The 26,413-nt window shown below is 72.0% G+C and carries 29 protein-coding genes and 3 tRNA genes; 17 read left to right on the forward strand and 15 right to left on the reverse strand.

The window, feature by feature from the left end:
• Positions 1 to 47: 47 nt before the first annotated feature.
• From ABD841_RS03240 to ABD841_RS03265, 6 genes are read right to left on the reverse strand one after another with little or no spacing between them, the layout of a single operon-like run.
• Entirely contained in the window at positions 48 to 635 is a 588-nt protein-coding gene (locus ABD841_RS03240; RefSeq protein WP_344967664.1) for a hypothetical protein, read from the reverse strand.
• Between the two features lie 5 nt (positions 636 to 640).
• Entirely contained in the window at positions 641 to 1,324 is a 684-nt protein-coding gene (locus ABD841_RS03245; RefSeq protein ID WP_344967666.1) for a DUF6286 domain-containing protein, read from the reverse strand.
• On the reverse strand, positions 1,321 to 1,887 hold the full coding sequence (locus ABD841_RS03250; protein WP_344967668.1) for an Asp23/Gls24 family envelope stress response protein: 567 nt from the start codon (positions 1,885 to 1,887) through the stop codon (positions 1,321 to 1,323). The genes ABD841_RS03245 and ABD841_RS03250 overlap by 4 nt, the downstream gene beginning before the upstream one ends.
• Positions 1,887 to 2,072: a hypothetical protein gene (locus ABD841_RS03255; protein ID WP_344967871.1), complete on the reverse strand. Its 186-nt coding sequence runs from the start codon at positions 2,070 to 2,072 to the stop codon at positions 1,887 to 1,889. Before ABD841_RS03255 ends, ABD841_RS03250 begins: the two co-directional genes overlap by 1 nt.
• Complete coding sequence (locus ABD841_RS03260; RefSeq protein WP_344967670.1) at positions 2,069 to 2,557, reverse strand: hypothetical protein; 489 nt, start codon at positions 2,555 to 2,557, stop codon at positions 2,069 to 2,071. The genes ABD841_RS03255 and ABD841_RS03260 overlap by 4 nt, the downstream gene beginning before the upstream one ends.
• Positions 2,554 to 3,048 (reverse strand): Asp23/Gls24 family envelope stress response protein, encoded by a 495-nt coding sequence (locus tag ABD841_RS03265; protein ID WP_425581938.1) that lies wholly within the window; start codon positions 3,046 to 3,048, stop codon positions 2,554 to 2,556. Before ABD841_RS03265 ends, ABD841_RS03260 begins: the two co-directional genes overlap by 4 nt.
• A gap of 229 nt (positions 3,049 to 3,277) precedes the next feature.
• On the opposite strand from ABD841_RS03265, the gene ABD841_RS03270 reads away from it, so the two are divergent.
• Together ABD841_RS03270 and gltX are read left to right on the forward strand one after the other, a co-directional pair.
• Positions 3,278 to 4,054, forward strand: a complete 777-nt coding sequence (locus tag ABD841_RS03270; protein WP_344967673.1) for a fumarylacetoacetate hydrolase family protein — start codon at positions 3,278 to 3,280, stop codon at positions 4,052 to 4,054.
• Positions 4,055 to 4,082: 28 nt separating this feature from the next.
• Positions 4,083 to 5,414, forward strand: a complete 1,332-nt coding sequence (gene gltX / locus ABD841_RS03275; RefSeq protein WP_344967855.1) for a glutamate--tRNA ligase — start codon at positions 4,083 to 4,085, stop codon at positions 5,412 to 5,414.
• Positions 5,415 to 5,629: 215 nt separating this feature from the next.
• Here the strand turns inward: gltX and ABD841_RS03280 are convergent, their stop codons facing one another.
• A complete protein-coding gene (locus ABD841_RS03280) occupies positions 5,630 to 7,609 on the reverse strand; it encodes a M3 family metallopeptidase (protein ID WP_344967675.1) in 1,980 nt (659 codons plus the stop codon).
• 173 nt (positions 7,610 to 7,782) lie between these two features.
• On the opposite strand from ABD841_RS03280, the gene ABD841_RS03285 reads away from it, so the two are divergent.
• The 3 genes from ABD841_RS03285 to ABD841_RS03295 all read left to right on the forward strand — a co-directional run bounded on the left by ABD841_RS03285 (position 7,783) and on the right by ABD841_RS03295 (position 8,079).
• Positions 7,783 to 7,854 (forward strand) — tRNA-Gln (locus tag ABD841_RS03285).
• 62 nt (positions 7,855 to 7,916) lie between these two features.
• Positions 7,917 to 7,992 (forward strand) — tRNA-Glu (locus ABD841_RS03290).
• A 14-nt stretch (positions 7,993 to 8,006) separates the two neighbouring features.
• A tRNA-Glu gene (locus tag ABD841_RS03295) sits at positions 8,007 to 8,079 on the forward strand.
• 349 nt (positions 8,080 to 8,428) lie between these two features.
• Here ABD841_RS03295 and ABD841_RS03300 read toward each other — a convergent pair.
• Positions 8,429 to 9,067 (reverse strand): winged helix-turn-helix transcriptional regulator, encoded by a 639-nt coding sequence (locus tag ABD841_RS03300; RefSeq protein WP_344967677.1) that lies wholly within the window; start codon positions 9,065 to 9,067, stop codon positions 8,429 to 8,431.
• Between the two features lie 62 nt (positions 9,068 to 9,129).
• Here ABD841_RS03300 and ABD841_RS03305 point away from each other — a divergent pair, with 62 nt between their 5' ends.
• The gene (locus ABD841_RS03305; RefSeq protein ID WP_344967679.1) at positions 9,130 to 9,642 is read left to right on the forward strand and encodes a PaaI family thioesterase; all 513 of its coding nucleotides are present in this window, start codon (positions 9,130 to 9,132) and stop codon (positions 9,640 to 9,642) included.
• Here ABD841_RS03305 and ABD841_RS03310 read toward each other — a convergent pair.
• Complete coding sequence (locus tag ABD841_RS03310) at positions 9,639 to 11,372, reverse strand: hypothetical protein (protein ID WP_344967681.1); 1,734 nt, start codon at positions 11,370 to 11,372, stop codon at positions 9,639 to 9,641. The two genes, ABD841_RS03305 and ABD841_RS03310, sit on opposite strands and share 4 nt — an antisense overlap.
• Before the next feature lie 69 nt (positions 11,373 to 11,441).
• Complete coding sequence (locus ABD841_RS03315; RefSeq protein ID WP_344967683.1) at positions 11,442 to 12,158, reverse strand: IclR family transcriptional regulator; 717 nt, start codon at positions 12,156 to 12,158, stop codon at positions 11,442 to 11,444.
• A gap of 71 nt (positions 12,159 to 12,229) precedes the next feature.
• Between ABD841_RS03315 and leuC the strand changes: the two genes are divergently transcribed.
• From leuC to ABD841_RS03335, 4 genes are all read left to right on the forward strand, one after another.
• The gene (leuC, locus tag ABD841_RS03320; protein ID WP_344967685.1) at positions 12,230 to 13,606 is read left to right on the forward strand and encodes a 3-isopropylmalate dehydratase large subunit; all 1,377 of its coding nucleotides are present in this window, start codon (positions 12,230 to 12,232) and stop codon (positions 13,604 to 13,606) included.
• Positions 13,607 to 13,618: 12 nt separating this feature from the next.
• A complete protein-coding gene (leuD, locus tag ABD841_RS03325; protein WP_344967687.1) occupies positions 13,619 to 14,206 on the forward strand; it encodes a 3-isopropylmalate dehydratase small subunit in 588 nt (195 codons plus the stop codon).
• Positions 14,185 to 14,439: an SCO5555 family protein gene (locus ABD841_RS03330; RefSeq protein ID WP_344967688.1), complete on the forward strand. Its 255-nt coding sequence runs from the start codon at positions 14,185 to 14,187 to the stop codon at positions 14,437 to 14,439. The genes leuD and ABD841_RS03330 overlap by 22 nt, the downstream gene beginning before the upstream one ends.
• 163 nt (positions 14,440 to 14,602) lie before the next feature.
• Positions 14,603 to 14,902, forward strand: a complete 300-nt coding sequence (locus tag ABD841_RS03335; RefSeq protein WP_344967690.1) for an HU family DNA-binding protein — start codon at positions 14,603 to 14,605, stop codon at positions 14,900 to 14,902.
• Between the two features lie 176 nt (positions 14,903 to 15,078).
• Here ABD841_RS03335 and ABD841_RS03340 read toward each other — a convergent pair whose 3' ends face one another.
• Together ABD841_RS03340 and cofC are read right to left on the reverse strand one after the other, a co-directional pair.
• A complete protein-coding gene (locus tag ABD841_RS03340; protein ID WP_344967692.1) occupies positions 15,079 to 15,300 on the reverse strand; it encodes a hypothetical protein in 222 nt (73 codons plus the stop codon).
• Positions 15,301 to 15,387: 87 nt separating this feature from the next.
• Positions 15,388 to 16,056 (reverse strand): 2-phospho-L-lactate guanylyltransferase, encoded by a 669-nt coding sequence (gene cofC / locus ABD841_RS03345; protein WP_344967694.1) that lies wholly within the window; start codon positions 16,054 to 16,056, stop codon positions 15,388 to 15,390.
• A 67-nt stretch (positions 16,057 to 16,123) separates the two neighbouring features.
• On the opposite strand from cofC, the gene ABD841_RS03350 reads away from it, so the two are divergent.
• From ABD841_RS03350 to ABD841_RS03360, 3 genes are all read left to right on the forward strand, one after another.
• Positions 16,124 to 16,837 (forward strand): lysophospholipid acyltransferase family protein, encoded by a 714-nt coding sequence (locus ABD841_RS03350; RefSeq protein WP_344967696.1) that lies wholly within the window; start codon positions 16,124 to 16,126, stop codon positions 16,835 to 16,837.
• A 20-nt stretch (positions 16,838 to 16,857) separates the two neighbouring features.
• Positions 16,858 to 17,868: an NAD(P)H-dependent glycerol-3-phosphate dehydrogenase gene (locus ABD841_RS03355; RefSeq protein ID WP_344967698.1), complete on the forward strand. Its 1,011-nt coding sequence runs from the start codon at positions 16,858 to 16,860 to the stop codon at positions 17,866 to 17,868.
• Positions 17,869 to 18,055: 187 nt separating this feature from the next.
• Positions 18,056 to 19,165, forward strand: a complete 1,110-nt coding sequence (locus ABD841_RS03360; protein ID WP_344967700.1) for a D-alanine--D-alanine ligase family protein — start codon at positions 18,056 to 18,058, stop codon at positions 19,163 to 19,165.
• Here ABD841_RS03360 and ABD841_RS03365 read toward each other — a convergent pair.
• Both ABD841_RS03365 and ABD841_RS03370 read right to left on the reverse strand, forming a co-directional pair.
• Positions 19,148 to 19,594 (reverse strand): DUF3515 domain-containing protein, encoded by a 447-nt coding sequence (locus ABD841_RS03365; protein WP_344967702.1) that lies wholly within the window; start codon positions 19,592 to 19,594, stop codon positions 19,148 to 19,150. The genes ABD841_RS03360 and ABD841_RS03365 overlap by 18 nt on opposite strands.
• Before the next feature lie 16 nt (positions 19,595 to 19,610).
• Positions 19,611 to 19,844, reverse strand: a complete 234-nt coding sequence (locus ABD841_RS03370; RefSeq protein ID WP_344967704.1) for an Lrp/AsnC family transcriptional regulator — start codon at positions 19,842 to 19,844, stop codon at positions 19,611 to 19,613.
• Between the two features lie 51 nt (positions 19,845 to 19,895).
• On the opposite strand from ABD841_RS03370, the gene ABD841_RS03375 reads away from it, so the two are divergent.
• The 3 genes from ABD841_RS03375 to thiD all read left to right on the forward strand — a co-directional run bounded on the left by ABD841_RS03375 (position 19,896) and on the right by thiD (position 23,039).
• The gene (locus ABD841_RS03375) at positions 19,896 to 20,852 is read left to right on the forward strand and encodes a thiamine-phosphate kinase (RefSeq protein WP_344967707.1); all 957 of its coding nucleotides are present in this window, start codon (positions 19,896 to 19,898) and stop codon (positions 20,850 to 20,852) included.
• Between the two features lie 330 nt (positions 20,853 to 21,182).
• Positions 21,183 to 21,983 (forward strand): hypothetical protein, encoded by an 801-nt coding sequence (locus ABD841_RS03380; protein WP_344967709.1) that lies wholly within the window; start codon positions 21,183 to 21,185, stop codon positions 21,981 to 21,983.
• Between the two features lie 255 nt (positions 21,984 to 22,238).
• Positions 22,239 to 23,039 carry a bifunctional hydroxymethylpyrimidine kinase/phosphomethylpyrimidine kinase gene (gene thiD / locus ABD841_RS03385; RefSeq protein ID WP_344967711.1) on the forward strand — a complete coding sequence of 267 codons (801 nt, stop codon included), beginning with the start codon at positions 22,239 to 22,241 and terminating at the stop codon, positions 23,037 to 23,039.
• 237 nt (positions 23,040 to 23,276) lie between these two features.
• Here the strand turns inward: thiD and rpmB are convergent, their stop codons facing one another.
• Positions 23,277 to 23,462, reverse strand: a complete 186-nt coding sequence (rpmB, locus tag ABD841_RS03390) for a 50S ribosomal protein L28 (RefSeq protein ID WP_012894387.1) — start codon at positions 23,460 to 23,462, stop codon at positions 23,277 to 23,279.
• A gap of 458 nt (positions 23,463 to 23,920) precedes the next feature.
• Between rpmB and recG the strand changes: the two genes are divergently transcribed.
• Positions 23,921 to 26,092, forward strand: coding sequence for an ATP-dependent DNA helicase RecG (recG, locus tag ABD841_RS03395; RefSeq protein ID WP_344967713.1), 2,172 nt, complete (start codon positions 23,921 to 23,923; stop codon positions 26,090 to 26,092).
• Positions 26,093 to 26,413 lie beyond the last annotated feature (321 nt).

Consider the following 26,413-nt stretch of genomic DNA (forward strand, 5'->3'; position numbering starts at 1 on the left):
TCTCCTCGACGCCGTGGTTTCCCTGATCACTCTATGATCGGCGCTCCTCAGGCGAGGGTCCTACGGGGGTGCGGCGCGTCCTCCAGGTTCACCCGGGCGACGGCCGGGAGCCGCTCGGCCTCCAGCGCCTGGCGCATGCGCGGGATGGCCACCCCGCCGAGTTGTTCGCGGACCGCGCTCATCGGCGTGTTCTCCGCGACCACCATGCGCAGCCGCACGGCCGGACGCGCGTTCGTGCCGACCATCGCGGCGTGCGCGTCGAGGATCGAGGGGTGCGCGGCCACCTCGGCGGCCATCGCGTCGGTCACACCGCCGGTGCGGACCTCGGTGATCCCGGCGGGTCCGCCGTCCAGGCGTATGCCGTCCAGCCGGCGACGCCGTGCCTGGGCCAGCAGCCAGCGCAGCCCGAGCAGCGCCAGCACGGCCGCGCTCGCCGCGATCGCCCACCACGGCCACGGGTCGTAGCGGGCGAAGGCGTCGCGGACCTGGTCGCCGACGAGCGGCTCGTCGGCGGGCGCCCAGGCCCGCGGGAGCGCACCCAGGCTCCGGGCGAGCCCCAGGGCGCCCGGGATCAGCAACGCCAGTCCGACGATCAGCAGCCCCAGCCTGTTCCCCCGGGCGGTCTTGTCGTGCATGCCGGTCACCTCTCCCGCAGACGTACGCGGACGCGGTAGTCCCGTACGGGGCCGAGTTCGGCGATCCGCGCGTGCACCGCCTGCCGTACGGCGTCCGCCATGCCGGTGGTGTCGCGGATGAGGCTCTCCGCCGTGACGTCGGCGGTCCTGCCGTGCAGCCGCACCCGGGCGTGGCCGACGCCCCGCACCTGCTCGGCCGCGCGGGCCAGGGCGCGGGCGAAGCCCCGAGGGGGCACGCCGATGACCAGGTCCCTGTCGCCGGTCCTGATCGGGACGAGCCTGGGCCGGCCCGGCAGCAGCGCGAGCAGCGCCAGCACCAGGCCCAGCAGCGCGACCAGGCCCGCGCCGGTCGCCACCTGCGGCGAGCTCCAGGGCGTGGACGACGCCCAGGCCAGGGCGCGGTCGTACGGCACCAACCGGAGCGGGCGACCCAGGAGCGCGGAGATCACCTCCGCGGCCACGAGGGCGCCGCCCAGGGTCATCAGGGTGGCCGTGATCACTGAGGGGACCACCCGGCGCGGCCGGAAGGCCCGGATCGCCGCCCGGTCCGCGGCGGCGTCCCTCGCCGCCGCTCCGGGCACAGGCGGGACCGGCGACCCCCCGAGCTCCGCGCCGGGTGCGGTCGGTGTCGCCATGGTGGGTTCCGCCATGGAGATCCTGTCGGCCGGGTCGGGCACCGGCATGGTCATTCCGTCTCCCGATATGCGGTGGCGCCCCGCGGAACCCGCCCGGCCCGCTCGGGGGGCGTCTCCCGCACCGGGGCGATGTCCTGAGGAGAGGCCGCGTGCCGGGCAGGCACCACGCCGACGACCTCGATGTCGATGTGGCCGACGTCCAGGCCGGTCAGGGTGTGGACGCGTTCGGCGACGTGCCGCCGGACCTCCTGGGCCACCTGACGGATCGGAGCGGGATACTCCACCGTCACGTCCAGCCGCAGCGCCGCCAGCCGGCCGTGGACCGTGGCGCGGGTGCCCCCGTGGAAGGTCAGCGGCCCCCGCTCGCCGACCTCCCGCACCCGTGCCACCTCCCCGGCCGAGCGGATCGCGATACGCGACACGACCCTGCCGGGGATGTCCGTCCGGCCGCGCCGCTCGGGCGGCACGATCTCCCGTACCGACTGGGCGGGGATGCCCTGGGCCGCCGACGACCCGGCCTCCGCGTGCACGGCGCCCTCCCCCCCGGGCCCCGGGGCGGAGGGGGCGGTCGCGCCCCCGGCACCGGGCGCGGAGCGGTGCCCGACCGGTGTGGCCATCACCGTCTCGCCGTCAGCCGGGACAGGTCGATGCCGCCGGTGTCGACGAGCCGCCCGACCAGGAGACCGGCGGCGCCCAGCACGAGGACCAGGAGGAAGGCCCCCAGGCCGCCGAACGCCGCGGCGAACCCCAACAGCACCCCGGCGATCGTGCCGACCACCGACCACAAGGGGAATTCCTTCACCGCGCACCTCCGATATGGACGTTCACCGGCCGGCCGCCCACCAGCGGGGCGACCGCCACGCGCACCTCGTCGGCGATCTCCGGCAGCGGGCGCCCCAGCCTGACGACGATCGACACCTCCACCTCGTCCTCGCGCAGTGCCACACCGGGCACCCTCTCGCCCGGCAGATAGGTCGCCACGGTCCCGAACGGCCCGCCCGTCAGGTCGGCGACGTCGGGATGGCTCCGTACCGTCGCGGCCACCGTCCGGGCGAGGCCGCCCGCCCCGCCGGCCGGGCCCTTCGCCCCGCGCGCCGGTCCGGCGGTCTCGCGGGCGGGGGCGGTCGTCCCCTGGGTCACGGTGACGGTCTGGGAGACGGGGGCGTCCGCCGGTGCGGCGGTCCCGCGAACGGGGTCCGCCTTCTCCGGGGTCGCGACGGCCGTCCGCCCGGCGGGCTCCGCCGTTCCGCGTGCCGGGGAGGTCGTCCCGCGTGCCGGGTCGTTCACTGGACGCGCGGTCCCTGCTCGGGGGTCTCCTCCGCCCGCTCCCTCTCCTGGCCGGGCATGTGGACGTCGGAGACCTTGATGTTGACCTCGGTGACTTCGAGCCCGCACATGCGCTCGACCGCCGTGATCACGTTCCGGCGCACCGCGCCGGCCAGGTCGGGGATGGCCATGCCGTACTCGACGACCAGCTCCAGGTCGACGGCGGCCTGCCGTTCGCCCACCTCGACCGACACTCCCTGCGTGATGCTCCTGTCGGCGCCCACGATGCCGCGGACCGCGCCGAGCGCGCGCGCCGTGCCCGCGCCCATGTCGTAGACCCCGGAGATCTCCCGAGCCGCCATGCCCACGATCTTGGCCACGACCCCGCTCTCGATGGTGGTGGTCCCCCTGGGGGTCACCAGGCTGCTCTGGGTCGCGGGACTGTCGGTCCTGGCCCGGGGCACCGTCGCCTCGTCGCCCTTCGGCCTGCTCGCCGTACTGGCTTCGGTCACGTCGTTTTCCTCTCCCCGGGGGAGGGCCTGTCCGGCCCTCCTGCCTGCTACAGGCGGTAATACCCCCCAAATACGCATCAATCAGGACACACCTTTTCTTGGTGTGCTCATGGTGATATATGGATGATTCGATCTATCCCGGTCCCGCCTCGGGGTGCGGTCCCGCCGTCACGAGGGGCCCGCGGCCCTCGCGGTCCGGCCGGACCGCGACCGCGACTAGCCTTGTCATGTGCGTATAGCCAGGTTCTCCACAGGTGACGGTGTCGGGTTCGGCGTGGTCGAGGGAGGCCCCGGGGAGGAGTTCGTCGCCGGGATCTCCGGGCACCCGTTCGGGCCGATCCAGCTCACCGGCGAGCGTTACTCGCTCTCCCAGGTCAAGCTGGTCGCGCCGATGCTGCCCAGCAAGGTCGTCGCGATCGGCAAGAACTACGCCGACCACGCCAGGGAGATGGGCGGCGAAGTTCCCGACGAGCCGTTGATGTTCCTCAAGCCGTCGACCTCGGTGATCGGCTCGGGCGAGGCCATCGCCTACCCGACCGGGCTCTCGGCACGGGTCGACTTCGAGGGGGAACTGGCCGTGGTGATCGGCAGGCTCTGCCGCGAGGTGCCCCGCGAGCGGGCCCACGAGGTCGTCTTCGGCTACACCTGCGCCAACGACGTGACGGCGAGAGACCTGCAGAAGAAGGACGTGCAGTTCACCCGGGCCAAGGGCTTCGACACGTTCTGCCCGCTCGGCCCGTGGATCCAGACCGAGCTCGACCCGTCCGACGTGGGCATCACCACCTCGGTGAACGGCGAGGTCAGGCAGGAGTCCCGCACCTCCAAGCTCATGTACGACATCCCCGCGCTGATCGCCCACGTGAGCGCGGTCATGACCCTGATCCCCGGCGACGTCATCCTCACCGGGACGCCCGAGGGGGTCGGCCCGCTCAGCGTCGGCGACGAGGTCAGCGTCTCCATCGAAGGAATCGGCACTCTCACCAACCGGGTGGTCTCGCGTGATTAGGGTTCGTTTCGCCCCCTCGCCGACCGGCATGTTCCATGTCGGCGGCGCCCGTTCGGCGCTGTTCAACTGGGCCCTGGCCGAGCAGTCCGGCGGCAGGTTCGTGCTCCGCATCGAAGACACCGACGCCGCGCGCAACCGGCCCGAGTGGACCGAGGGCATCGTCTCGGCGCTCGCCTGGATCGGCATCAACGGCGACAACCCCGCCTTCGAGGGCCCCTACTTCCAGTCGTCCTACGAGGAGCAGCACCGCGAGGCTGCGGCCAAGCTCGTCGCCGACGGCCGGGCGTACTACTGCACGTGCACCCGTGACGACGTCAAGGCCCGCACCGGCTCGGAGCACAGGGGCTACGACGGTTTCTGCCGCGAGCGCGGCCTGACCGAGGGCGCGGTCCGCTTCCGCACCCCCGACGAGGGCGTCACCGTGGTCGAGGACCTGGTCCGCGGCACCGTCGAGTTCCCCAACAACGCGATGGAGGACTTCGTCATCGCCCGCGCCGACGGCTCCCCGCTGTTCGTGCTGGCCAACGTGGTCGACGACATCGAGATGCGGATCACCCACGTGGTCCGCGCCGAGGAGCACCTGTCCAACACGCCCAAGCAGCAGCTCCTCTGGGAGGCGCTCGGCGTCGCCCCGCCCACCTGGGCGCACGTGCCGGTCATCGTCAACGAGAAGCGCCAGAAGCTGTCCAAGCGCCGCGACAAGGTCGCCCTGGAGTCCTACCGCGACGAGGGCTACCTGGCCGAGGCGATGGTCAACTACCTGATGCTGCTCGGCTGGGGTCCGGGCGACGACCGGGAGATCATGCCCTGGTCGGAGATGGTCCCGCTGTTCCGGCTGGAGGACGTCAACCCCTCCCCGGCCTTCTTCGACGAGAAGAAGCTGCGCGCCTTCAACGGCGAGTACATCCGGGCGCTGCCTCTCGCGGAGTTCATCGCCCGCTGCGAGCCCTGGCTCGCGCCCGACTGGGACCGCGCGACCTTCGCCCGGGTCGCCGAGCTGGCCCAGACCCGCATCGCGGTGCTCTCCGAGATCACGGCCAACGTCGACTTCCTCTTCCTGGACGAGCCCGTCTTCGACCAGGCGTCGTGGGACAAGGCCATGAAGAACTCCGCGGTGGAGATCCTCACCGGCTACCTGGCCCGGCTGGAGACGGTCGCCATGGACCCCGAGTCGCTGAAGACCGCCCTGGAGGAGGTCGGCGCCGAGCACGGGCTCAAGCTCGGCAAGGCCCAGGCGCCCGTCCGCGTGGCCGTCACCGGCCGCACCGTGGGCCTGCCGCTCTTCGAGTCGATCGAGGCCCTCGGGCGTGAGCGCACCGTCGAGCGCCTGCGCGCCGCCCTGGCCAGACTCGGCGGCTGAGGCCCGGCGGCCCGGACCGCCGCGGCCGAGGCCGCCGCGGTCCGGGCCATGTCCACCGGTACGGAACGTTCACCAACGCGGGACATACCGGTGTGGAGGCGTGCGCGGAGACGTCCGGCGCCGCGGGGCCGGAGCCGGGCGATCGGCCCGGCTCCGCGGTGAGCGTGACCGCCGGGCGCGGCGAGAGTGTCCGCCGGGCGCGGCCCCGGCCGCCGTCAGGCCAGCAGGCCGCGGCGCTCCAGGAGGGGCTCGATGCGCGGGTCGCGCCCCCGGAAGTCGCGGAAGGCGTCCATCACGTCCTTGGAGCCGCCGACCGAGAGCAGGGTGGAGCGGAAGTGGTCGCCGTTCTCCCGTCTGAGGCCCCCGTTCTCCTTGAACCACTCCACGCTCTCGGCGTCGAGCACCTCGCTCCAGATATAGGAGTAGTAGCCGGCGCTGTAGCCGCCCACGCCGCTGGAGAAGATGTGGGCGAAGTAGTTCGTCCGGTAACGCGGGCGGACCAGCTCGAAGGCGATTCCGGCGCGCTCCAGGGCCGCGGCCTCGAACGCCGGGACGTCCTCGACGTCCTCACCGACGGCCAGCTTGTGCCAGGCCCAGTCGAGGAGCGCCGCCGCCAGGTACTCGACGGTGGCGAAGCCCTGGTTGAACTTCTCGGCCGCCTTCATCTTCTCCAGGAGCTCCGCGGGCACCGGCTCGCCGGTCTCGTGGTGCCTGGCGAAGTTGGCGAGGACCGACGGCCAGGTGACCCACATCTCGTTGACCTGTGAGGGGTACTCCACGAAGTCACGCGGCACCTCCGTGCCGGAGACCCGTGGGAAGCGCACGTCGGAGAACAGGCCGTGCAGGGCGTGGCCGAACTCGTGGAAGGCGGTGTTGACCTCGTCGAAGGTCAGCAGTGTCGGGCCCTCGGCGGGCTTGGTGATGTTGAGGTTGTTCATCACCACGGGCCGCTCGCCGAGCAGGTGCGACTGGTCCACCAGGTTGTTCATCCAGGCGCCGCCACGCTTGGTGGGCCGGGCGTAGGGGTCGAACAGGAACAGGCCGAGCGGCGCTCCGCCGGCGTCGGAGACCTCGAAGACCCGCACGTCCGGGTGGTAGCCGGCCAGGTCGTCCCGTTCGGCGAAGGTGATCCCGTACAGCTCGCCGGCGGCGTGGAAGATGCCGTCCCGCAGCACCCGGTCCAGCTCGAAGTACGGGCGCAGTTCGGCGCCGTCGAAGTCGTAGCGGGCCTTGCGCACCTTCTCCGCGTAGAACGACCAGTCCCACGGTTCGATGGGGAACCCGGCCTGCTCGCTCAGCGCCTCGGCCTCGCGGCGGGCGTTGGCCACCGCCGGGCCCACCAGCTTGCCGAGCATCTCCTCGACGGCGTCGGTGGTCTTGGCCGTCTGGTCGGCGACGGTGTAGGCGGCGTGGCTGGGGTAGCCGAGCAGGGCCGCCCGCTCGGCGCGGAGCGTCGCCATCTTCAGGGCCAGCCCGAAGTTCTCCGGAGCCCGGTTGACGGAGAGCTCGTACAGCCGCCGGCGCGTCTCCCGGTCGGTCAGCTCGGCCAGCGCGGGCTGGTTGGTGAAGTTGAGCAGCGGCAGGACGTACTTGCCGTCCTCCTCGATCGCCTTGATCGCGCTCTCGGAGAGCCCGTCCAGCAGCCCGGCGTCCTCGACGACCAGCGCCGAGGCGGTGGACGCGGTCAGCAGGTTCTGGGAGAAGGCCGTGGCGAGCCGGGTGAGCTCCTCGTTGATCCCCCGCAGGCGCTCCTGCTCGGTCTCGGACAGGTCGGCGCCGGCCCGGACGAAGTCGACGCGGTACTTCTCCAGCAGCCACGCCTCCTCGGGGTCGTCGGTGACCACCTGCTTGATCCGCGCGTAGAGGGGGCGGTTCAGGTGGATCGCGTCACCGTGCTTGGTCAGCTTGGGGTAGACCTCGGTCTCGATCTCCCTGATGCCGTCCGTGGTGTCGGAGGAGGCGATGCTCATGAAGACGGTCGCGGTCCGCTTCAGGATCTGCCCGGAGCGCTCCAGCGCCTCGATCGTGTTGGCGAACGTCGCCGGCTCGGGGTTGTCCGCGATCTCCTGCACCTCGCGCAGTTGGTCGGCCATGCCACGCTCGAAGGCGGGCAGGTAGTGCTCCTCCCTGATCTCCGCGAACGGCGGCAGCTTGTAGGGCAGCGTGCTGGGGGCGAAGAACGGGTTCTCAGCCAAGGCGGAAACTCCTCACAGGCGGACGGATCTCCCAGCAGCGTTACACAGCGGGCCTCCGGACGGCACGCCGGTGGCACGGCGATCCGGCCGCCGGTAATCGTTTTGGTCTTGTCCCCGAACCTGGGCTATTCTTTCGGAGTCGCCAGCGAGCCCCGCAAGGGGGTCCAGCGCGGTGGGGTATGGTGTAATTGGCAACACGACTGATTCTGGTTCAGTTATTCTAGGTTCGAGTCCTGGTACCCCAGCTGCGTCTTCCTGCGAAGACGCTGCGGGTTTGGTCCCCTCCGAATCCGACGACAGTGTGCTCGGTCCCGTCGTCTAGTGGCCTAGGACGCCGCCCTCTCAAGGCGGTAACGCCGGTTCGAATCCGGTCGGGACTACCACGTTGTCAACGCAAGGCTCCGTCGTCTAGTGGCCTAGGACGCCGCCCTCTCAAGGCGGTAGCGCCGGTTCGAATCCGGTCGGGGCTACCTTGCGAACCCCCGGAAGCATCGGCTTCCGGGGGTTTTCGCGTATGTCGGCCCCTTGCCTGCCGGGTTCCGCGCCTTCTCCCCGAGCGTCGCGCGATGTGACGTGCGGCACATCCCCCGGCCGGAGGGCGGAGCTCTCCGGCACCCGGCGAGCAATGCAGCCCGACGGGGGCGAGACAGCCACTTCGCCGGCCGGTGGGGCACGGGGGCTCCGCGCCCCACCGGCGTCCGGGACGGCCCTGTCCCGCCCGGAGCGAGCCTGAGACGGCGTCCCCTGCCCGGAGCGGGACCTGAGACGGCCCTGTCCCGCCCGGAGCGGGGTCCGGGACGGTGTCCCCTGCCCGGTTCCCTACGCGGGCGACGTGCGGGCCAGCAGGTAGCCGGAGAACCACGTGGGGAAGGCCCGGCGCAGCTCGGCGGGGCCGGTCAGCCGGACCTCCCCGGTGCGGGTCACGTCGGCCCACGAACGCTCGCCGATCCAGTACTCGGTGAGCGCCCTCAGGTCGGCCTCCACGTGCAGGTCCACCGCCCGCCCGTAGGACTCCCCGCACAGGTCCACCCTCGGGCGGCGCACGTGCAGGAAGCAGTGGGCCTCGGGGAAGCTCAGCGCCACCACCGTGAGGTTCTCCGGGAGCCGGTCGCGGTGCACCCGGCGGCGCAGATCCCAGGCGAGCAGGCGCGGGTCGAGGGCCAGCTCGCGGCGGTCCCACTCCATCGCCCACTCGCCCAGCGCCCGCACCGGCCCGGCCAGCGCCTTGCCCGCCGGGGTGAGGCCGTAGGCGCGGTCCCGCCGCTCGATGATCCCGGCCTTCTCCAGGGAGCGGAGCCGGGCCGACAGCATCGTCCTGGAGATGCGGGGCAGGCCCTGGTGGATCTCGTTGAACCGGGTCGAGCCCAGCAGCAGCTCGCGGACCACGAGCAGGGTCCAGCGCTCGCCGAGGATCTCCAGCGCCCGGGCGACGGCGCAGAACTGCCCGTACTCATTCATAGGCCTCAAGGTACGGAATCTGTACTTGAGGCGCGATTCTCGCCTACGTGATGGTGGAGCCCATGACAACGACCCCGCAGACCCGGCCCACGATCTCACGGACCCACTCGTGGGTGTCGCCCACCGTCCCCGCCGACGTGGCGGAGCTGTCGGGCCTCGAATTCCTGGAGCGGCTGGTGGACGGCCGGATCGCCCCGCCCCCGATCACCGGCACGCTCGGCTTCCGGCTCACCCACGTGGAACGCGGTGTGGCGGTCTTCGTGGGGGAGACGGGTGAGCATCTCTACAACCCGCTGGGGAGCGTGCACGGCGGCTATCTCGCCACCCTGCTCGACTCGGCCCTCGGCTGCGCGGTCATGACCGAGCTGCCGCCCGGGAAGGCGTACACGACCGCCCAGCTCGGGGTGAACCTGGTCCGGCCGGTCTTCGCCGACACCGGACCGCTACGGTGCGAGGCGAGGACCCTGCACGTCGGCCGGACCATCGCCACCGCGGAGGCGCAGGTCGTGGGGGAGGGGGACGGCAAGCTGTACGCCCACGCCACCACGACCTGCGCCGTCTTCCCGATGCGCTAGTTGTGCCCCGAGCGGGCCTTGAACAGCGCCCGTTTGGCGGCCTTGGTCACCTGCTTGTCCGGGTGGGCCTTGCCGATCGCCTCCAGCAGCTCCTCCAGGTGCGGGTGGGGCACCTTCCAGATCACATCGAGCAGGCCGACGAGGTCGGTGCCGATGTCGTCGAGGCTGCTGACGAACTCCGGCCGGCCCAGGCCCGCCGAGATGGTCAGCATGTCGAGGATCAGCCAGTGCGTGTCGGCCTGGGTGGGCTGCGGGGCGTCCTCGACGCCGAGCTGGGCCAGGTGGGTGGCCGCGTACGGGTGCAGGGAGGGCTCGCCGAGGGCGGCGCGCCAGGCGGGCACGGCCACCTCGCCGAGCGAGCCGACCATGCTGGCCGCCTGGACCCGGACGAGGGCGTCCGAGTCGTCCTCGGCGGCGGCCTCCAGCAGGTCGCGGGCGGCCTGCTCGGGGGAGCGCAGCTCCAGCCAGGCGGCGAACTCGGCGTCCGCCTCCTCCTCGGGCAGCTCGGCGCTGAACGTGAGCAGGTCCAGGGCCGTCATCGCGTCGATGGCGGGCCGGGCGTCCAGCTCGATGTCGGCGTCGTCCACCAGGTGGACCACGCCCTCCATGCCGAGCGGCGTCAGGCGCACCTGGTCGTGCTCGACCTCGACCATGCCGTACCCGGCGAGCCAGTCGAGCACCGGGTTGAGCGGGTCGCCGTAGCGCGCGGCGGCGGCGGCCCAGGCCTCGGTGCCCAGGTCGTCGTACTCCGCGGCGGCCTCGGCCAGCTCGGTGCGGAGCTCGGCCAGCGGCTTGGAGCCCGTGGCCAGCAGCACCCGGATCAGCAGCGCCCTGGTCAGCCCGGACAGGGCGATCGTGGCCTCCTCGTCCTCCAGCTCGGGGTCGCCGTAGTCGACCGAGTGCAGGCCCGCCAGCCACGCGTCGAGGGCGTCGTCGTCCTCCTCGAAGGGCCACTCCGCGGCGTCGGGGTCGACGCTGACGGTGTCCTCCCCCTCGGGCTGGAGGAAGTCGAGGTCGATGGCGAGGTTCCAGATGTTCCAGAGCGCGGGGACGGAGTCGGCGGCCGGCGGCTCCGTCCCGGCGGGGGCGGAGAGCCCCAGCACCCCCAGCGCCTCGGCGATCTCGGCGTCGGTGAGCAGGCTCGTCTCGCCCACCCGGCGCTCGGTCCCGACCCAGACCGCGAGATCGCGGGCCTTGATGATCAGGGGAGCGCGACGGGCCGCCTCGGCCAGTTCGGAGTCGGGGCGGAGCCGGATCGTCGGCAGCTCGGCGAGCTCCTCGGCGAACGGCTCGAAGTCGCCCAGGCCTTCCGGTTCCTCCTCGTCGTACTCGTCGTCGTCCTCGTCTTCGGCGGCGAGTTCCTCCATCGCGTCGACGAAGTCGTCCTCAAGGCGGTCGAGCTCGGCGAGCAGGTCGCGCAGCGGCGACGAGCCCTTGGCCAGGCGGCCGGAGTCCGACAGGAAGGTCAGGTAGGCGCGGACCGCCGGCATCATGCCGTCGGCCGCCGCGTCGGGGTCCTCGACGACCTGGGGCATGCGGTCGAGGAGCACCGTGCGCAGATCGGACCGCCTCCACCGCCCGACGTCGTCGGAGGCGATCAGCCGGTGCCACAGCGCGACGGAGCCGACCAGGTTGGAGTCGCTCCCGGGCGCGTTCTCCCGCGCCCAGAGGATGAAATCTTGGAGCAGGGGACGCAGTTCAGCGGCGGCTGCCTCGATGCGATCTGTCACCTACCCAGCCTAGGGGGCCGCAGGGATGCTCGCCTCCTCATATCCCCCTGACAGCGCCCTTCGGGCGGGTCAGTTGGCCCGGCGCATCGACTCGGTGATCCGCTCGGCGGCGCTGACCACCGGGGCGGCGTGCAGCCGGCCCGGAGTGCGGGTCAGGCGCTCGATCGGGCCGGAGACCGACACCGCGGCCACCACCTTGCCGCCCGTGCCCCTGATCGGCGCCGAGACGCTGGCCACGCCCTGCTCGCGCTCGCCGACGCTGTGCGCCCAGCCCCGGCGCCGGACGCTCGCCAGCGTGGCCGCGGTGAACTTGGCGCCGCGCAGCCCCCGGTGCAGGCGGTCGGGCTCCTCCCAGGCCAGGAGGATCTGCGCGGCGGAACCGGCGATCATCGGCAGGGCCGAGCCGACCGGCACGGTGTCGCGCAGCCCGCTCGCGCGCTCGGCGGCGGCCACGCAGACCCGCTCATCGCCCTGGCGCCGGTAAAGTTGCGCGCTTTCCCCGGTCAGGTCCCGCAGCTGGGTCAGCACCGGGCCGGCGACGGCCAGGAGCCGGTCCTCCCCCGCGGCGGTGGACAACTCGGACAGTCGCGGACCGAGAACGAACCTGCCCTGAGTGTCGCGCGAGACGATGCGGTGGTGCTCCAGCGCGACGGCCAGCCGGTGGGCCGTGGGGCGGGCCAGGCCGGTGGCCTGCACGAGCTGGGCGAGAGACGCCGGGCCGGCTTCAAGGGCGTTGAGCACCAGAACGGCCTTGTCGAGTACGCCGACTCCGCTAGAGTTGTCCATACACCGATACTGCCGTCTCGACATATGAGAAAGCAAGTGGGTGGTGGAACAGCCGATCGCAAGGAGGCGACATGGGCCGCACGCTCGCGGAGAAGGTCTGGGAGCAGCACGTCGTGCGACGTGCTGAGGGAGAGCCTGATCTGCTCTACATCGACCTTCACCTGATTCACGAGGTGACCAGCCCGCAGGCGTTCGACGGCCTGCGCATGGCCGGGCGGTCCGTCCGCAGGCCCGAGCTCACGATCGCCACCGAGGACCACAACGTCCCGACCGTGCGTGGTCCCATCGACGACCCGGTGTCGCGCGTGCAGGTCGAGACGCTGCGCAAGAACTGCGCGGAGTTCGGCGTCCGGCTGCACCCGATGGGCGACGCCGGCCAGGGCGTGGTGCACATCATCGGCCCGCAGTTCGGCCTCACCCAGCCCGGCATGACGATCGTGTGTGGCGATTCTCACACCTCCACCCACGGCGCCTTCGGCGGCATCGCCTTCGGCATCGGCACCTCCGAGGTCGAGCACGTGCTCGCCACGCAGACGCTGCCGGCCTACCGGCCCAAGACGATGGCCATCGAGGTCTCCGGCGAGCTGCCGTTCGGGGTCACCGCCAAGGACCTGATCCTGGCGATCATCGCCAAGATCGGCACCGGTGGCGGCCAGGGTCACATCATCGAGTACCGCGGCGAGGCCATCCGCAAGCTCTCCATGGAGGGCCGGATGACCGTCTGCAACATGTCCATCGAGGCGGGCGCCCGCGCGGGCATGATCGCCCCGGACGAGACCACCTTCGAATACCTCAAGGGCCGCCCGCACGCGCCGTCCGGCGCCGACTGGGACGCCGCGGTCGAGTACTGGAAGTCGCTCGTCACCGACGAGGACGCCGTCTTCGACACCGTCGTGGAGATCGACGCCTCGACGCTGACCCCGTTCGTCACCTGGGGCACCAACCCGGGCCAGGGGGCCCCGCTGGGCACCTCCGTGCCGAACCCGGAGGACACCCCCGACCCGGCCGCCGCCAGGCGCGCCCTGGAGTACATGGGCCTGGCCGCCGGCACGCCGCTCCGCGACGTCGAGGTGGACACGGTCTTCGTGGGCTCCTGCACCAACGGCCGTCTGGAGGACCTGCGGGCCGCGGCCGAGGTGCTGCGGGGCCGCAAGGTCGTCACCCGCACGCTGATCGTCCCCGGCTCGATGCTGGTCAAGCTCCAGGCCGAGCAGGAGGGGCTGGACGAGGTCTTCAAGGCCGCCGGCGCCGAGTGGCGTGAGGCGGGCTGCTCGATGTGCCTGGGCATGAACCCCGACACCCTCGCCCCCGGCGAGCGCAGCGCCTCCACCTCCAACCGCAACTTCGAGGGACGCCAGGGCAAGGGCGGCCGTACGCACCTCGTGTCCCCGCAGGTCGCCGCAGCGACCGCCGTCACCGGCAAACTGACCGCGCCCGCCGACCTGTAAGGAGCTCGCACCATGGAAGCCTTCGTCACCCACACCGGCCGGGCCGTGCCGCTGCGCCGGAGCAACGTCGACACCGACCAGATCATCCCCGCCGTCTGGCTCAAGCAGGTCAGCCGGACCGGCTTCGAGAAGGGCCTGTTCTCCGCCTGGCGCGAGGACCCCGACTTCGTCCTGAACAACCCCGCCCACCGGGGCGCCTCGATCCTGCTCGCCGGCCCCGACTTCGGCACCGGCTCCTCGCGCGAGCACGCGGTCTGGGCGCTCCAGCAGTACGGGTTCCGCGTCGTGATCGCCGCCCGGTTCGGCGACATCTTCCGCAACAACTCCACCAAGATGGGCCTGCTCCCGGTCGTGCTGCCGGGTGACGTCGTCGACACCCTGCACGACGAGGTGGAGGCCGACCCCGCCCTGGAGATCACCGTCGACCTGGAGAACCGCGAGGTCCGCTGGGGCGGCCGGGCCGTTGCGTTCGAGATCGACGACTACACCCGCTGGCGGCTGATGGAGGGCCTGGACGACATCGGGCTGACCCTCCGCAACGCGGACGACATCGCGGCATACGAGAATGGGCGGCAGCCATGGCTGCCGACGACCGTCTGACGCGTTCAGAAGACGAACTGGCGCGGCGGTTGCGCGATGCGCACCGCCGCGTCCGCGCCCTGCCCGTCCCCTCCGAGGAGAGAAAACGCCTTGCCAGGCGCCTCCTCGCCATCTGCGACGTGGCCAAACGCGACCTTGATCACGCCGCCGCCCGTCTTAATTTGTTCCTTCTCAACCTAGATGTCCTGGTTTCAGATACGTCAAGTGCTGGAAACATTGCGGAAGGTGATTGAGTCATACGGCTCCGTCCCCTAATTTCAAGCGGGCAAGGGGTTTCGCACCGTGATCGACGATGTGGCATCCGTGATGAGACCCCGCGCCGTAACCAAATCGGGTGAGACGGGTTTTCTGCCTCGTGACCCACTCCCGGACATCGGTAACAGGGGGAGCAACCTTATGAACAAGAAGGAACTCGTCGACGCCATCGCGGATCGGGTGGGCGACAAGAAGACGGCCACCGAGGCCGTGAACGCGGTGCTCGACGCCATCCAGACGGCCGTCGCCAACGGCGACAAGGTCTCCATCACGGGGTTCGGCGCCTTCGAGATGGTGCACAAGCCGGCCCGCACGGCCCGCAACCCTTCGACAGGTGCCGAGATCAACGTCGCCGAGAGCTGGGCGCCGAAGTTCCGGCCGGGCTCCGACTTCAAGGAGCTCGTCAACACCGGCGGCAAGAAGGCCGGCAAGAAGAAGTAGGACCTCACGCGGGCGCCCGGCCCCCGTCCTGAACGGGAGAGCCGGGCGTTCGGCCTTTCCGGGCCGCCCGCGCCGTCTCCCGGATCTCCGGGGCGGGCCGGTACGGGCCGGGTTCCTCCCGGGCGGCGCACGGGCCGTTCCCCCCGGGAGTGCCCGCGGCCTCCCCGGCCGTCACCTCAGGACCGCCCCGGGACCTCGCCGGGTACGGGGAAGGTCGACAGGGTGATGTAAGCGATCTCGCCGCCGTCCATGACGATGTTGACCCGCTGTCCGGACCTGAGCAGCCGCAGCGGCCCCGCGTCGAACGCCGCCGCACCGAACGGGATCTCGGTCCCGTCGTCCAGAAAGACCGACCCCGATCTGGTCGCCGGGTCGAAGGTCCGCACCGTCGCCTGCACACGCCCAGCGTAGCCCCTGACGGGAGCCGGGGACGGGGCCGGAAGCCGCGCGACGGGGGCCTTCCGGTCGAGGGCTCCCCGCCGCGTTCACCCCCGGACCGCCCACTCGCGGATTCTCTCCGCCATCACGAGTGTGCGGGGGCCGACGCCGAGAGCGAGGGCCAGACGGAGGTCGTCCGGGGTGTCCACGTCACGGCGGACCGAGTCGACCCCGTCCAGGCAGAGTTCCTTGGCGCCGCGCCTCAGGTGACGGTCACGCGACCGGCCGCCGAACCCCGGCCTGAACGGGAGGCCGGGCCGCACCCCGTAGAAGGTCGTGCCGACCTCGGCGGCGTCGGGCAGGAACATCTGGTCGAACTCCGCCGCCGCGGCGAGCACCCGGGCGAGCTCGGCGGGGCGCAGCGCCGGCAGGTCGGCCTGGAGCGCGCCGACCGGGGTGCCGGGCGTCAGCCGCACCGCCTCCGCGGCACCGTGCCGCAGAGCCGCGTTCAGCCCCGCCTCCGGATCACCGACCACGTGTGCGCCGACCCCGGCGAGCGCGTCGGCCGCCACCGGATCACCCGTCACCACGACCACCCGCGCGACGAGCGGGCAGCGCAGCGCCGCCGCCACGGTGTCACAGGCGATGGCCACGGCGAGGGCGGCGCGGTGCGGCCCGGCCGCCGCCGACAGCCGGGTCTTGGCGGCGACCAGGGTCTTGACCGGAACGACGAGGGTCCAGTCCGAACTGTCCGGATCAGGCATAGCCTTAAGCATCGTGCCTCGACATTCTCGGGAACCAACGGGGAGACTTGGGACGCATACCGCTCATATGGAGGAGCCCATGAGACGCCCCGGGTGGCCATCGCGATTCTGGGTCGCCTTTGCCGTCGCGATCGTCAAGCCGATCTCCTGGCTCCTGGTCAAGAAGGACTGGCGTCGCGCCGACCTCCTGCCCAAGACAGGCGGGATCATCATGGTGACCAACCACCTGTCCTGGCTGGACCCCATCCTGGTCGCGCACTTCCTCTACAACAACGGGCGATGGCCGGTGATTCTCGCAAAGTCGGGCCTCTTCTCGGTGCCGGTGCTCGGTCACATGGTGCGGTCGCTGCAGGCCATCCCGGTCTACCGGGGGAGCGCCGACGCGGCGCGCTCACTGGAGGAGTCGCGGCGCAGGCTCGCCGCGGGGGCGTGCGTCATGTTCTATCCGGAGGGCACCTGCACCCGCGACCCGGAGTTCTGGCCGATGGAGGGCAAGACCGGCGCGGCCCGGCTCGCCCTGGAGACCGGCGCGCCGGTGGTCCCCGTCGCGCACTGGGGTGCCCAGAAGATCCTGCCCTACGGCAGCAAACGGCCCAGGCTGCTGCCGCGCAAGACCTTCCACGTGCTCCCCGGGCCGCCGGTCGACCTGTCGAAGTACGACGGGCAGCCCCCCCACGCCGACGTGCTGCGCGAGGCGACCGCCGACATCATGGCGGCGATCACGGCCCAGCTCGCCGAGATCCGCGGGGAGAAGCCGCCGGAGACGCCCTTCAAGCGGCCTTCTGACAACTGACTTCGGCGTACGGTGATGAAATGACCAAGGCGGCTGTATTCGGCACGGGTTCGTGGGGCACGACGTTCGGCATGATCCTCACCGGGACGGGCGTCCGGACGACGCTGTGGGGCCGGCGGGCGGAAGTCGTCGAGGCGATCAATCGTCGTCACGAGAACCCCGACTACCTGCCCGGCGCCGTGCTGCCCGAGGCCCTGCGCGCGACGACCGACCCGGCCGAGGCCCTGGACGGGGCCGACTTCGTGGTCCTCGCGGTGCCCTCCCAGACGCTGCGCGAGAACCTGACCGGCTGGAAACCGTACCTGCCGTCCGATGCGCTGCTCGTCAGCCTCATGAAGGGCATCGAGCTCGGCACCACCAAGCGGATGAGCGAGGTGATCTGCGAGGTCGCCGAGGTGCCCCAGGAGCGGGTCGCGGTGGTGTCGGGGCCCAACCTGGTCGGCGAGATCGTCCGCGGCCAGCCCGCCGCGACCGTGGTCGCCTGCACCGACGAGCGGGCCATGGAACGCCTCCAGGCGGCCTGCCACCTGCCGCCGTGGTTCCGTCCCTACACCAACCCCGACGTCGTGGGCGTGGAGCTGGGCGGGGCCGTCAAGAACGTGATCGCGCTGGCGGTCGGCGTCGCGGCCGGGATGGGGCTGGGCGACAACGTCAGGGCGATGCTGATGACGCGCGGCCTGGCCGAGATCTCCCGGCTGGGCGCGGCGCTCGGCGCCGACCCGCACACCTTCGCCGGCCTGGCCGGGATGGGCGACCTGGTGGCGACCTGCACGTCCCCGTTGTCCAGGAACCGTACCTTCGGGGAGAACCTCGGGCGGGGGATGACCCTGGCCGAGGTCGTCGCCGCCACCAAGCAGACCGCCGAGGGCGTCAAGTCCTGCGATTCGGTCCTCGAACTGGCCAGGAAACACGACGTGGAGATGCCGATCACCGAGGTGGTGGTGGCCGTCGTCCACGACGCGATGCCCCCCGGCGAGGCCGCCGTGCTCCTGATGTCACGGACTCCCAAGCCGGAACGGTACGGCCTCTGAACGCCCGCGGCCGCCCTGCGGAGGGGCCGGGCGCCGGTGCCGCGGCCGTCCGGCTCCCGCCGGGCCGGAGGACGCCGAGGACCTGACCGCGGATGTCGTCGTGGACGCTCGGCTCCCCGCCCAAAACGGTCAGACGGGCGCGTCCAACAGGCGGATTTCCCCCTAACAGGGGGTAGATTCGGTCATCATGAGTGAGCAGCACGGACCCCGGCCGAGGGTCGCCGTCGTCTTCGGCGGCCGCAATTCCGAGCACGCCGTCTCCATCATGGGAGCGGGCAGCGTGCTGGAAGTCATTGACCGGTCTAAATACGAGGTGGTTCCGATCGGGATCGCCCAGGACGGACGGTGGGTGCTCGCCTCCGGGGATCAGCGCTACGTGATCGAGGGCGGCGAGCTGCCGTCCGTCGAGGTCCGGGGCACCGAACTCGCGCTGCCGGCCGGCGGCGGCCCGCTGGTGACCTACGAGGCCGGTCGCGTCCCCGTCGAACTCGGTCAGGTCGACGTGGTCTTCCCCGTCATGCACGGGCCCTTCGCCGAGGACGGGACGATCCAGGGACTGCTGGAGATGGCCGGTGTCCGCTACGTCGGCTCCGGGGTGCTGGCCAGCGCGGTCGGCATGGACAAGGCGTACATGAAGATGGTGCTCGCCGCCTCCGGCCTGCCCGTCGGCCGCCACGTGGTGATCCGCGACCGCGACTGGCGGGTCGACCGAGACCGGGTCCTCAAGGAGGTCCAGGAGCTCGGCTGGCCGGTGTTCGTCAAGCCGGCCCGGGCCGGGTCCAGCCAGGGCATCTCCAAGGCCGCCACCATGGAGGAGCTGGAGCGGGCCATCGAGTTCGCCCGCGAGCACGACCCCAAGGTGCTGGTCGAGGCCGCGATCACGGGCCGCGAGATCGAGTGCGCCGTGCTGCAGTCGCCGGGCGACGGGGCGCCGCGGGCCAGCGTGCCGGGCGAGGTGCTGGTCCACGGTGACCACGAGTTCTTCGACTTCGAGGCCAAGTACATCGGGGGCGGCATGTCCCTGGTGGCGCCCGCGGACATCCCCGAGGCGGTGGCCGAGGACCTGCGGGCGATGGCCGTGCGCGCCTTCGAGGCGCTGGGCTGCGAGGGGCTGGCGCGGGTCGACTTCTTCTACACCCCCGACGGCCGGCTGATCCTCAACGAGATCAACACCATGCCGGGCTTCACCGCGCTGTCGGTCGCGCCGCAGCTGTGGGCCGCCACCGGGCTGCCCTACGCCGAGCTCGTCGACCGGCTGATCCAGCTCGCGCTGGAGCGCTCACCCGGTCTGCGGTAGCGCCGCCTTGATGGGTGCCGCGAGGTCGATGAGGACGTTCTGCGGGACGTGCTTGCGGGAGATCGTCACCTCGACGTAGGCCTCCCGCCCGACCGACGTGTACAGCGTCGGCCGGGCCGGGTCGGCGTACCACGCCACCCCGTCGATCTCGGGCACCTGGTCGGTGGCCGACATCGTCGCCGGTCGCGGCACCCCGCAACGCAACGCGATCTCCGCCTCGCCCCACACCGCGACGTACGGCGAGGCGGGGGTGGACTCTCCCCGGTCCGCGCCGTCGAGCTTCTGCGGGAGCCGCTCGCCCAGGGTCTTGCACGCCGCGGCGGCAGGCCCCTCGGGAACGGGCGGATCCACCCGGACGGCACCGCCGCACCCGGCCAGGATCAGCAGGGCACAGGCGCATCCCGCCCGGCGGGCGAACCGGAGTGGCATCTCACCTTCCTGACGGTCAGATATGGACGATGGGACACGTAAGAGTACGTGTGATTCCCTCTACCGCCTGAATCTGCGCCACGACGAGCTTGCCCAGCTCGTCGACGTTGCGGGCCTGGGCCCGTACGATCACGTCGTACGGGCCGGTGACGTCCTCGGCCTGCGTGACACCGGGGATCCCGGAGATCTCGCGGGCCACGTTCGCGGCCTTGCCGACCTCGGTCTGGATAAGGATGTAGGCCTGCACCATCACGTCCTCCCGGGCGATTGGATCAGTGCCGAAGGGCCACCGTACCCTGTGATGAACGGGAGGTGCGTCATCACAGTCGGAGATCTCGGCGAATTCGGGGTTATTGCACGTATTGCCGGACGCTTGCCACAAGGTAGGGCCGTATTGCTCGGTCCCGGAGACGACGCCGCAGTGGTGAGTGCTCCCGATGGGCGGGTCGTCGTGACGACAGACTTATTGATCGAGGGTAGGCATTTCCGCCGGGATTGGTCCAGTGGCTATGACATCGGCCGCAAGGCGGCGGCGCAGAACCTCTCGGACGTCGTGGCGATGGGCGCGGACCCCACCGGCATCGTGGTCGGGCTCGGCCTGCCCGCCGACGCCGCCACCGGGTGGCTGGACGAGCTGACCGACGGCTTCCGCGACGAGTGCGACCTCGTCGGCGCCAGCGTGGTCGGCGGCGACATCACCCGCTGCGACCTCGTCGTCATCGGCGTGACCGCCCTCGGCGACCTGGGCGGGCGGGCACCGGTCACCCGCTCGGGGGCGCGTCCCGGGGACGCGGTCGCGGTCGCCGGCCGTCTCGGGTACGCCGCCGCCGGGCTCGCGCTGTTCCGCGAGGGCCTGAACGGGCCACCGGAGCTGATCGAAGCCCACCGGCGCCCGCACCCGCCCTACGCCCGCGGCCCCGAGGCCGCCGCGCTCGGTGCCACCGCCATGCTCGACGTCAGCGACGGCCTCCTCCAGGACCTCGGCCACGTGGCCGAGGCCTCCGGGGTGGGCCTGGTGCTCGACCCCGAGGCGTTCACGATCCCCTACGCGATGCGGGACGCCGCCCGGCTGCTCGCCGTCGATCCGCTGGAGTGGGTGCTCTCGGGCGGCGACGACCACGCGCTCGCCGCGACCTTCCCCGAGGACGTGCGCCTGCCGCCGGGCTGGACCGTGGTCGGGATCGTCACGGAGGGTACGGGTGTGCAGGTCAGGGGCGTGTCGGTCGACCACGGCGGCTGGGATCACTTCCGGGAGTGACGTTTCCCACTTCTTGCTACATCTGTGAAAATTGCGACAAACGTATATCGAAATGATATGAAGATGGGCGGTCGAGATTCCCTCCGAGAAAGGGGCGATATGGGCCGCCACGGTGGAAAAGGGGATCAAGGTTCCCCGGACCGGGGGAGGCGCGGGCCGGAGCCCGCTCCGCAGCCGGTTCCCCGCGACGAGCCGATCGGGCGCCGACTCCGTCCCGAAGAGTCGGCGGTCACCCAGACGGGATTCCTGGGCTCGGGATGGTCGTCGGAGGCCGAGCCGTCCGAGACGGCGGCCTGGCCGGGCGAGAAGCGCACGTCCAGCCGGACCAGGATGGCGGTGCTGACCGTCGCGGCGGTCGCCGCGGTCCTCGGCGGGACCGTGGTCGGCGTCCAGGCGCTGACCGGCTCCGAAGGGCCCGCCGACTGCCCGGCCGCCGGGTGTGTCGCGGCGGCGACCAACCAGCCGGACCCGGAGATCGACGTCACCGAGCCCGTCGACGAGCCGGCACCGGAGGAGGAGCCGGAGGAGGAGCCGTCCACGGAGGAGACGGGAGGCGCGACGGAGGCGACGGACACCGCGCGCGAGGACGCTCCCGCCCCGGCTCCCACGGCCACCCGCCGCGACGACGCCACGCCGCGGCCCACCCCCACGGAGGAGCCCACCCGTGCCCCCCGGGTCGCCGACGATCCGCTCCCCACCGATGAGCCGGAGCCCTCGCCGAGCCCCACGTCGCAGACCCTCGTCGGCGGCCACCGCACCGAGGCGCCGTCCCAGCCCTTCCCCAGCGAGACCGCGCCCGCGCCCGTCCAGACCTCCGCGCCGCCCCCCGCCGGCGGCGTCGTGATCACCGTCGGGGCCGACCTGGTCCAGACGAAGAAGGAGGTCTACACCGTCAAGCTCGTCGTCGCCGCCGACGAGGCCGTCACCGGCCTGGCGCTGAGCGTCCCGGTCGGCGGGGAGGTCACCTCGGTGCAGGGCGCCGAGTGGAGCCAGGACGGCGAGACCCTGACGATCGAGTCGGCGGAGGGTCTGGCGGCGGGCGAGGAACTCGTCGTCAATTTCACCGCCTGGGGCGCGGCGGAGATCCCCGAGAGCTGCCGGAGCAGCCAGGGGGAGTGCTCCGTCGCCTGACCGGGTCTGTTGCCTGGCCGGGTCTGTTGCCTAGCCGGGTCTGTCGCCTGACCGGGTCTGTCGCCTGACCGGCCGGTGCGAGGCGCACCTGCCGTCCGGCCCGGTCCGCACCTGCCGTCCGGCCCGGTCCGCGGCCTGTTCCGGTCTCCGTCCGGGCCGGTGGCAGAGGTCCGCCCTCGTGCCGTGCCGCCCCGCTCGGTCCCTCGGCCGGCGGCCGGGATCCTGCGATCCGGTTGAAACTGGTTGGATGGTGATATGACCGATTTGACTCCCCCTCGTGTGCTGACCGTCGCCGGATCCGACTCCGGAGGCGGCGCGGGCATCCAGGCCGACCTGAAGACGATGATGGCCCTCGGCGTACACGGCATGAGCGTGATCGCCGCGGTGACCGCGCAGAACTCGCTGGGCGTGCAGGGCTACTGGGAGCTGCCCGTGGAGGCGGTACGGGCCCAGCTCGACTCGGTGCTCGGCGACATCGGCGTCCAGGCGGTCAAGACCGGCATGCTCGCCTCGCCGGTGCTGGTCGAGACGGTCGCCGAGGTGCTGGCGGGGCTGGATGTGCCCGTCGTGATCGACCCGGTGGGGGTCTCCAAACACGGTGACTCGCTCCTCGCCCCCGAGGCCGTGGACACGGTGAAGGCACGCCTGCTGCCCACGGCCACGGTGGTCACCCCCAACCTGTGGGAGGTGCTGCAGCTGACCGGGGTGAAGGTCGAGCAGGAGGACGACCTTCGCCGGGCCGCCGACGCGGTTCTGGAGCTCGGCCCCGCGTGGGCGCTGATCAAGGGTGGCCACCTGCCGGGCCCACCGGTCGACCTGCTGACCGACGGCACGAGGGAGTTCCGCTTCACCGCCGAGCGTCACGACAACCGGCACACCCACGGCACCGGCTGCACCCTGGCCTCGGCCGTCGCCTCCCACCTGGCCCTCGGCGAGGACGTCCCCTCCGCGGTGGAGAAGGCGAAGGCGTACGTCACCGGTGCGATCGCCGGCGGCTTCCCGCTCGGGGCGGGCATCGGCCCCGTCGACCACGCCTGGCGTCTGCGGGAACGCTGAGGCGATTCGGGGTTATCGAGGCGATTCGGGGTTATCGAGGCGATTCGGGGTTATCGAGGCGATTCGGGGGCTCTGAGGCGATTCGGGGGCTCTGAGGCGATTCGGGGGCTCTGAGGCGATTCGGGGCGCCGAGGTGGATTCGGGGGCGCCGGACGAGGACGCGGGATCACGCCCGGACCGGGAGACGCGAGAGCCCGCCGTGCCTCACGGGCACGACGGGCTCTCGCGGAAGTGTGACTAGCGGGTGACCTTGCCCGCCTTGATGCAGGAGGTGCACACGTTCAGCCGCTTCGGCGTGCCGTTCACCACTGCGCGCACGGGCTGGATGTTCGGGTTCCAGCGGCGGCGGGTGCGGCGGTGCGAGTGGGAGACGTTGTTGCCGAAAGTCGGCTTCTTAGCGCAAACGTCGCAGACGGAAGCCACGGTTCGCTCCTTAGATCAGTCGAGAGGCTCGATCCGCCGCACAGGCGGGCGGTCATCGGGCATGCCGGGGCAACCGGCTGGCCACACGAGGATATCCGATGTCCAGCCGTGCACGCGAACCCGAGCCGCCATGACCGGTCGAACGGGGATAATCTCCGGGTGCAACCGTAGCGCATCCCGGGCTGCGAGGTGGCGGGTCACGCCGGGAGCGGTGCCCCGGACCGTGCCCCGGACCGTGCCCCGGACGGCGCTCCGGACCGTGCGGGGCCGTTCCGCCCCGTCCTGCCGGGATCCGGCCGGACGTCGAGGCGGTCGCGTACGCGGGCGGGGCGGCTCCGGCCCGAGCGGACCAAGGGCGTCGTCTCGGCGGTGGTCGCGTACGCGGGCGGGGCGGCTCCCCGGCGGCGTCGGTGACGCGCCAGGTGAATTCTGTCGTCCGGGCACGGTAGAAACGTGACGTGACGAGCTTCGACGAGCCGCTGGCGAGGGCGCTGGATCCCAAGACCGCCAAGCTGCTGGAGAGCGTTCTCGGCCTGCGCACCGTCGGCGACCTGCTGCGGCACTACCCGCGGCGTTACGCCGAGCGGGGCGAGCTGACCGACCTCGACGACCTGCAGGTCGACGAGCACGTCACTGTGGTGGGCGAGGTCACCAGGGTCATGCGCAGGCCGATGCGCAACAAGGGCGGCACCTGGCTGGAGGTCGAGATCGCCGACGCCCGCCGCAGCAAGATCTACCTGTCGTTCTTCGGGAAGACCTCCCACCTCGCCGAGACGCGGCTGCGGCCCGGCCGCCGGGGGATGTTCGCCGGCAAGGTCGGCGCGTTCGGCCACGGCGAGAAGCGCAAATGGCAGCTCTCCCACCCCGAGTTCGAGATGATCGACGAGAGCGAGGCCGGGGCCGAGGAGTTCGCCGCCGCGCTCGTGCCGATCTACCCGGCGGGCAAGGACGTGACGCCCTGGGCCATCCGCAGGGCGATGGGCGTCGTGCTCGACACCCTGGGCGAGCCGGACGACCCGCTCCCCGCCGAGCTCCGCGCCCGCCGCGGGCTGCCCGGCCTGGCCGAGGCGCTCCAGGCGATCCACCGGCCGCGCGACCACGCCGACGTGGCCAGGGCCCGCAAGCGGCTCAGGTTCGACGAGGCGTTCCTGCTCCAGGCGGTCCTGCTGCAGCGCCGGATGGCCGCCTCCTCCTGGCCCGCGACCCCCCGTCCGGCACGCGGCGACGGGCTGCTGGCCGACTTCGACGCGCGGCTGCCGTTCGAGCTCACCGAGGGGCAGCGCACCGTGGGGGAGGAGATCGCGGCCGATCTGGCCCTGGCCCACCCCATGCACCGGCTCCTGCAGGGCGAGGTCGGCGCGGGCAAGACGGTCGTGGCCCTGCGCGCCATGCTCCAGGTGGTCGACGCCGGGGGCCAGGCGGTGCTGCTGGCACCCACCGAGGTGCTCGCCCAGCAGCACCACCGGTCGATCACGGCCATGCTCGGCGACCTGGCCACCGGCGGCATGTTCGGCGGCACCTCGGTCGCCCTGCTCACGGGCTCGCTCGGCGCGGCGGCCCGCCGCTCGGCCATGCTCGACGCCGCTTCGGGCACGGCGGGCATCGTCGTCGGCACCCACGCGGTCCTCCAGGAGCGCGTGCAGTTCGCCGACCTCGGCCTGGTCGTGGTCGACGAGCAGCACCGGTTCGGCGTCGAGCAGCGCGACGCGCTGCGCGAGAAGGCCGGGGGCGGCCGGCCGCACGTGCTCGTCATGACCGCCACCCCCATCCCCCGCACGGTCGCCATGACGGTCTTCGGCGACCTGACGGTCTCCACGCTCTCCCAGCTGCCCGCCGGACGCGCCCCGATCACCACGCACGTGGTCCCCGCCGCGGAGAAGCCGCACTTCCTCGACCGGACCTGGACCCGCGTGCGAGAGGAGGTCGAGCTCGGCCGGCAGGCCTATGTCGTCTGCCCGCGCATCGGCGACCTGGAGGGTGACGAGGGCGACCTGGTGAAGGCCGACGACGAGCGCAGGCCGCCGCTGGCCGTTCTCGACGTCGCCGAGACGCTCTCGCAGGGTCCCCTGCGGGGCCTGCGCACGGCGGTGCTCCACGGCAAGCTCCCTCCGGAGGAGAAGGACGCGGTGATGAAGGCCTTCGCCCGCGGCGAGGTCGACGTCCTGGTGGCCACCACGGTCATCGAGGTCGGCGTCGACGTCCCCAACTCCTCGGTCATGGTCATCATGGACGCCGACCGGTTCGGCGTCTCCCAGCTCCACCAGCTCCGGGGCCGGGTCGGCCGGGGCGGGCTGCCCGGCCTGTGCCTGCTGGTGACCGACTCCCTGGGCGGCACGCCCGCCAGGGCCCGGCTCGACGCGGTGGCGGCGACCCTGGACGGCTTCGAGCTCTCCCGGGTGGACCTGGAACAGCGCAGGGAGGGCGATGTGCTCGGTGTGGCGCAGTCGGGGCGCAGGTCGTCGCTGAAGATGCTCCGGCTCCTGCGCGACGAGGAGGTCATCCACGCGGCCCGCCTCGACGCCGAGGCCATGCTGGAGGCCGACCGCGACCTGTCCGCCCACCCCGTCCTGCGCATGGAGATCGACAGGCTCCTCGCCGACGAGCGCGCGGAGTACCTGGAGAAGGCCTGAGGGGCACCGGGGGCTGGAGAGGGCCGAGTCCCCCGGGAACGGGGAAGGGCCGGGAGAGGCCCGGAGACGATCAGAGGGGGGCGAGGCGGCCGGATCGCCGTTCCGCGTCGAGGGGCGCCGGGCCGCCGTCCCGGCGCGCGGGAACGGCGCGGGACCACCGTAGGGGCCGGAAAGCGTATGTGCCGGAAGGCATGGGCCGGAAGGCATGGGCCGGAAGGCATGGGCCGGAAAGCCCAACTGCGGGGACGGCCTCCCCCCGAATGCCGTCCCCGCTTGGGCCCACTCTCGGGTCAGGTGCCGAGAGCACCGGCGTGCGGAAGG

The organism is Streptosporangium fragile (assembly GCF_039534445.1).
GTDB lineage: Bacteria > Actinomycetota > Actinomycetes > Streptosporangiales > Streptosporangiaceae > Streptosporangium > Streptosporangium fragile.

What these genes read in the sequence shown, in the direction of transcription:
- ABD841_RS03240 (WP_344967664.1), bottom strand. Translation starts at nt 635, where the DNA reads ATGCACGACAAGACCGCCCGGGGGAACAGGCTGGGGCTGCTGATCGTC.
- ABD841_RS03245 (WP_344967666.1), bottom strand. Translation starts at nt 1,324, where the DNA reads ATGACCATGCCGGTGCCCGACCCGGCCGACAGGATCTCCATGGCGGAA.
- ABD841_RS03250 (WP_344967668.1), bottom strand. Translation starts at nt 1,887, where the DNA reads ATGGCCACACCGGTCGGGCACCGCTCCGCGCCCGGTGCCGGGGGCGCG.
- gltX (WP_344967855.1), top strand. Translation starts at nt 4,083, where the DNA reads ATGTTCCATGTCGGCGGCGCCCGTTCGGCGCTGTTCAACTGGGCCCTG.
- ABD841_RS03300 (WP_344967677.1), bottom strand. Translation starts at nt 9,067, where the DNA reads ATGAATGAGTACGGGCAGTTCTGCGCCGTCGCCCGGGCGCTGGAGATC.
- ABD841_RS03305 (WP_344967679.1), top strand. Translation starts at nt 9,130, where the DNA reads ATGACAACGACCCCGCAGACCCGGCCCACGATCTCACGGACCCACTCG.
- ABD841_RS03315 (WP_344967683.1), bottom strand. Translation starts at nt 12,158, where the DNA reads ATGGACAACTCTAGCGGAGTCGGCGTACTCGACAAGGCCGTTCTGGTG.
- leuC (WP_344967685.1), top strand. Translation starts at nt 12,230, where the DNA reads ATGGGCCGCACGCTCGCGGAGAAGGTCTGGGAGCAGCACGTCGTGCGA.
- leuD (WP_344967687.1), top strand. Translation starts at nt 13,619, where the DNA reads ATGGAAGCCTTCGTCACCCACACCGGCCGGGCCGTGCCGCTGCGCCGG.
- ABD841_RS03330 (WP_344967688.1), top strand. Translation starts at nt 14,185, where the DNA reads ATGGCTGCCGACGACCGTCTGACGCGTTCAGAAGACGAACTGGCGCGG.
- ABD841_RS03335 (WP_344967690.1), top strand. Translation starts at nt 14,603, where the DNA reads ATGAACAAGAAGGAACTCGTCGACGCCATCGCGGATCGGGTGGGCGAC.
- cofC (WP_344967694.1), bottom strand. Translation starts at nt 16,056, where the DNA reads ATGCTTAAGGCTATGCCTGATCCGGACAGTTCGGACTGGACCCTCGTC.
- ABD841_RS03350 (WP_344967696.1), top strand. Translation starts at nt 16,124, where the DNA reads ATGAGACGCCCCGGGTGGCCATCGCGATTCTGGGTCGCCTTTGCCGTC.
- ABD841_RS03355 (WP_344967698.1), top strand. Translation starts at nt 16,858, where the DNA reads ATGACCAAGGCGGCTGTATTCGGCACGGGTTCGTGGGGCACGACGTTC.
- ABD841_RS03360 (WP_344967700.1), top strand. Translation starts at nt 18,056, where the DNA reads ATGAGTGAGCAGCACGGACCCCGGCCGAGGGTCGCCGTCGTCTTCGGC.
- ABD841_RS03365 (WP_344967702.1), bottom strand. Translation starts at nt 19,594, where the DNA reads ATGCCACTCCGGTTCGCCCGCCGGGCGGGATGCGCCTGTGCCCTGCTG.
- ABD841_RS03370 (WP_344967704.1), bottom strand. Translation starts at nt 19,844, where the DNA reads ATGGTGCAGGCCTACATCCTTATCCAGACCGAGGTCGGCAAGGCCGCG.
- ABD841_RS03375 (WP_344967707.1), top strand. Translation starts at nt 19,896, where the DNA reads ATGAACGGGAGGTGCGTCATCACAGTCGGAGATCTCGGCGAATTCGGG.
- ABD841_RS03380 (WP_344967709.1), top strand. Translation starts at nt 21,183, where the DNA reads ATGGCGGTGCTGACCGTCGCGGCGGTCGCCGCGGTCCTCGGCGGGACC.
- thiD (WP_344967711.1), top strand. Translation starts at nt 22,239, where the DNA reads ATGACCGATTTGACTCCCCCTCGTGTGCTGACCGTCGCCGGATCCGAC.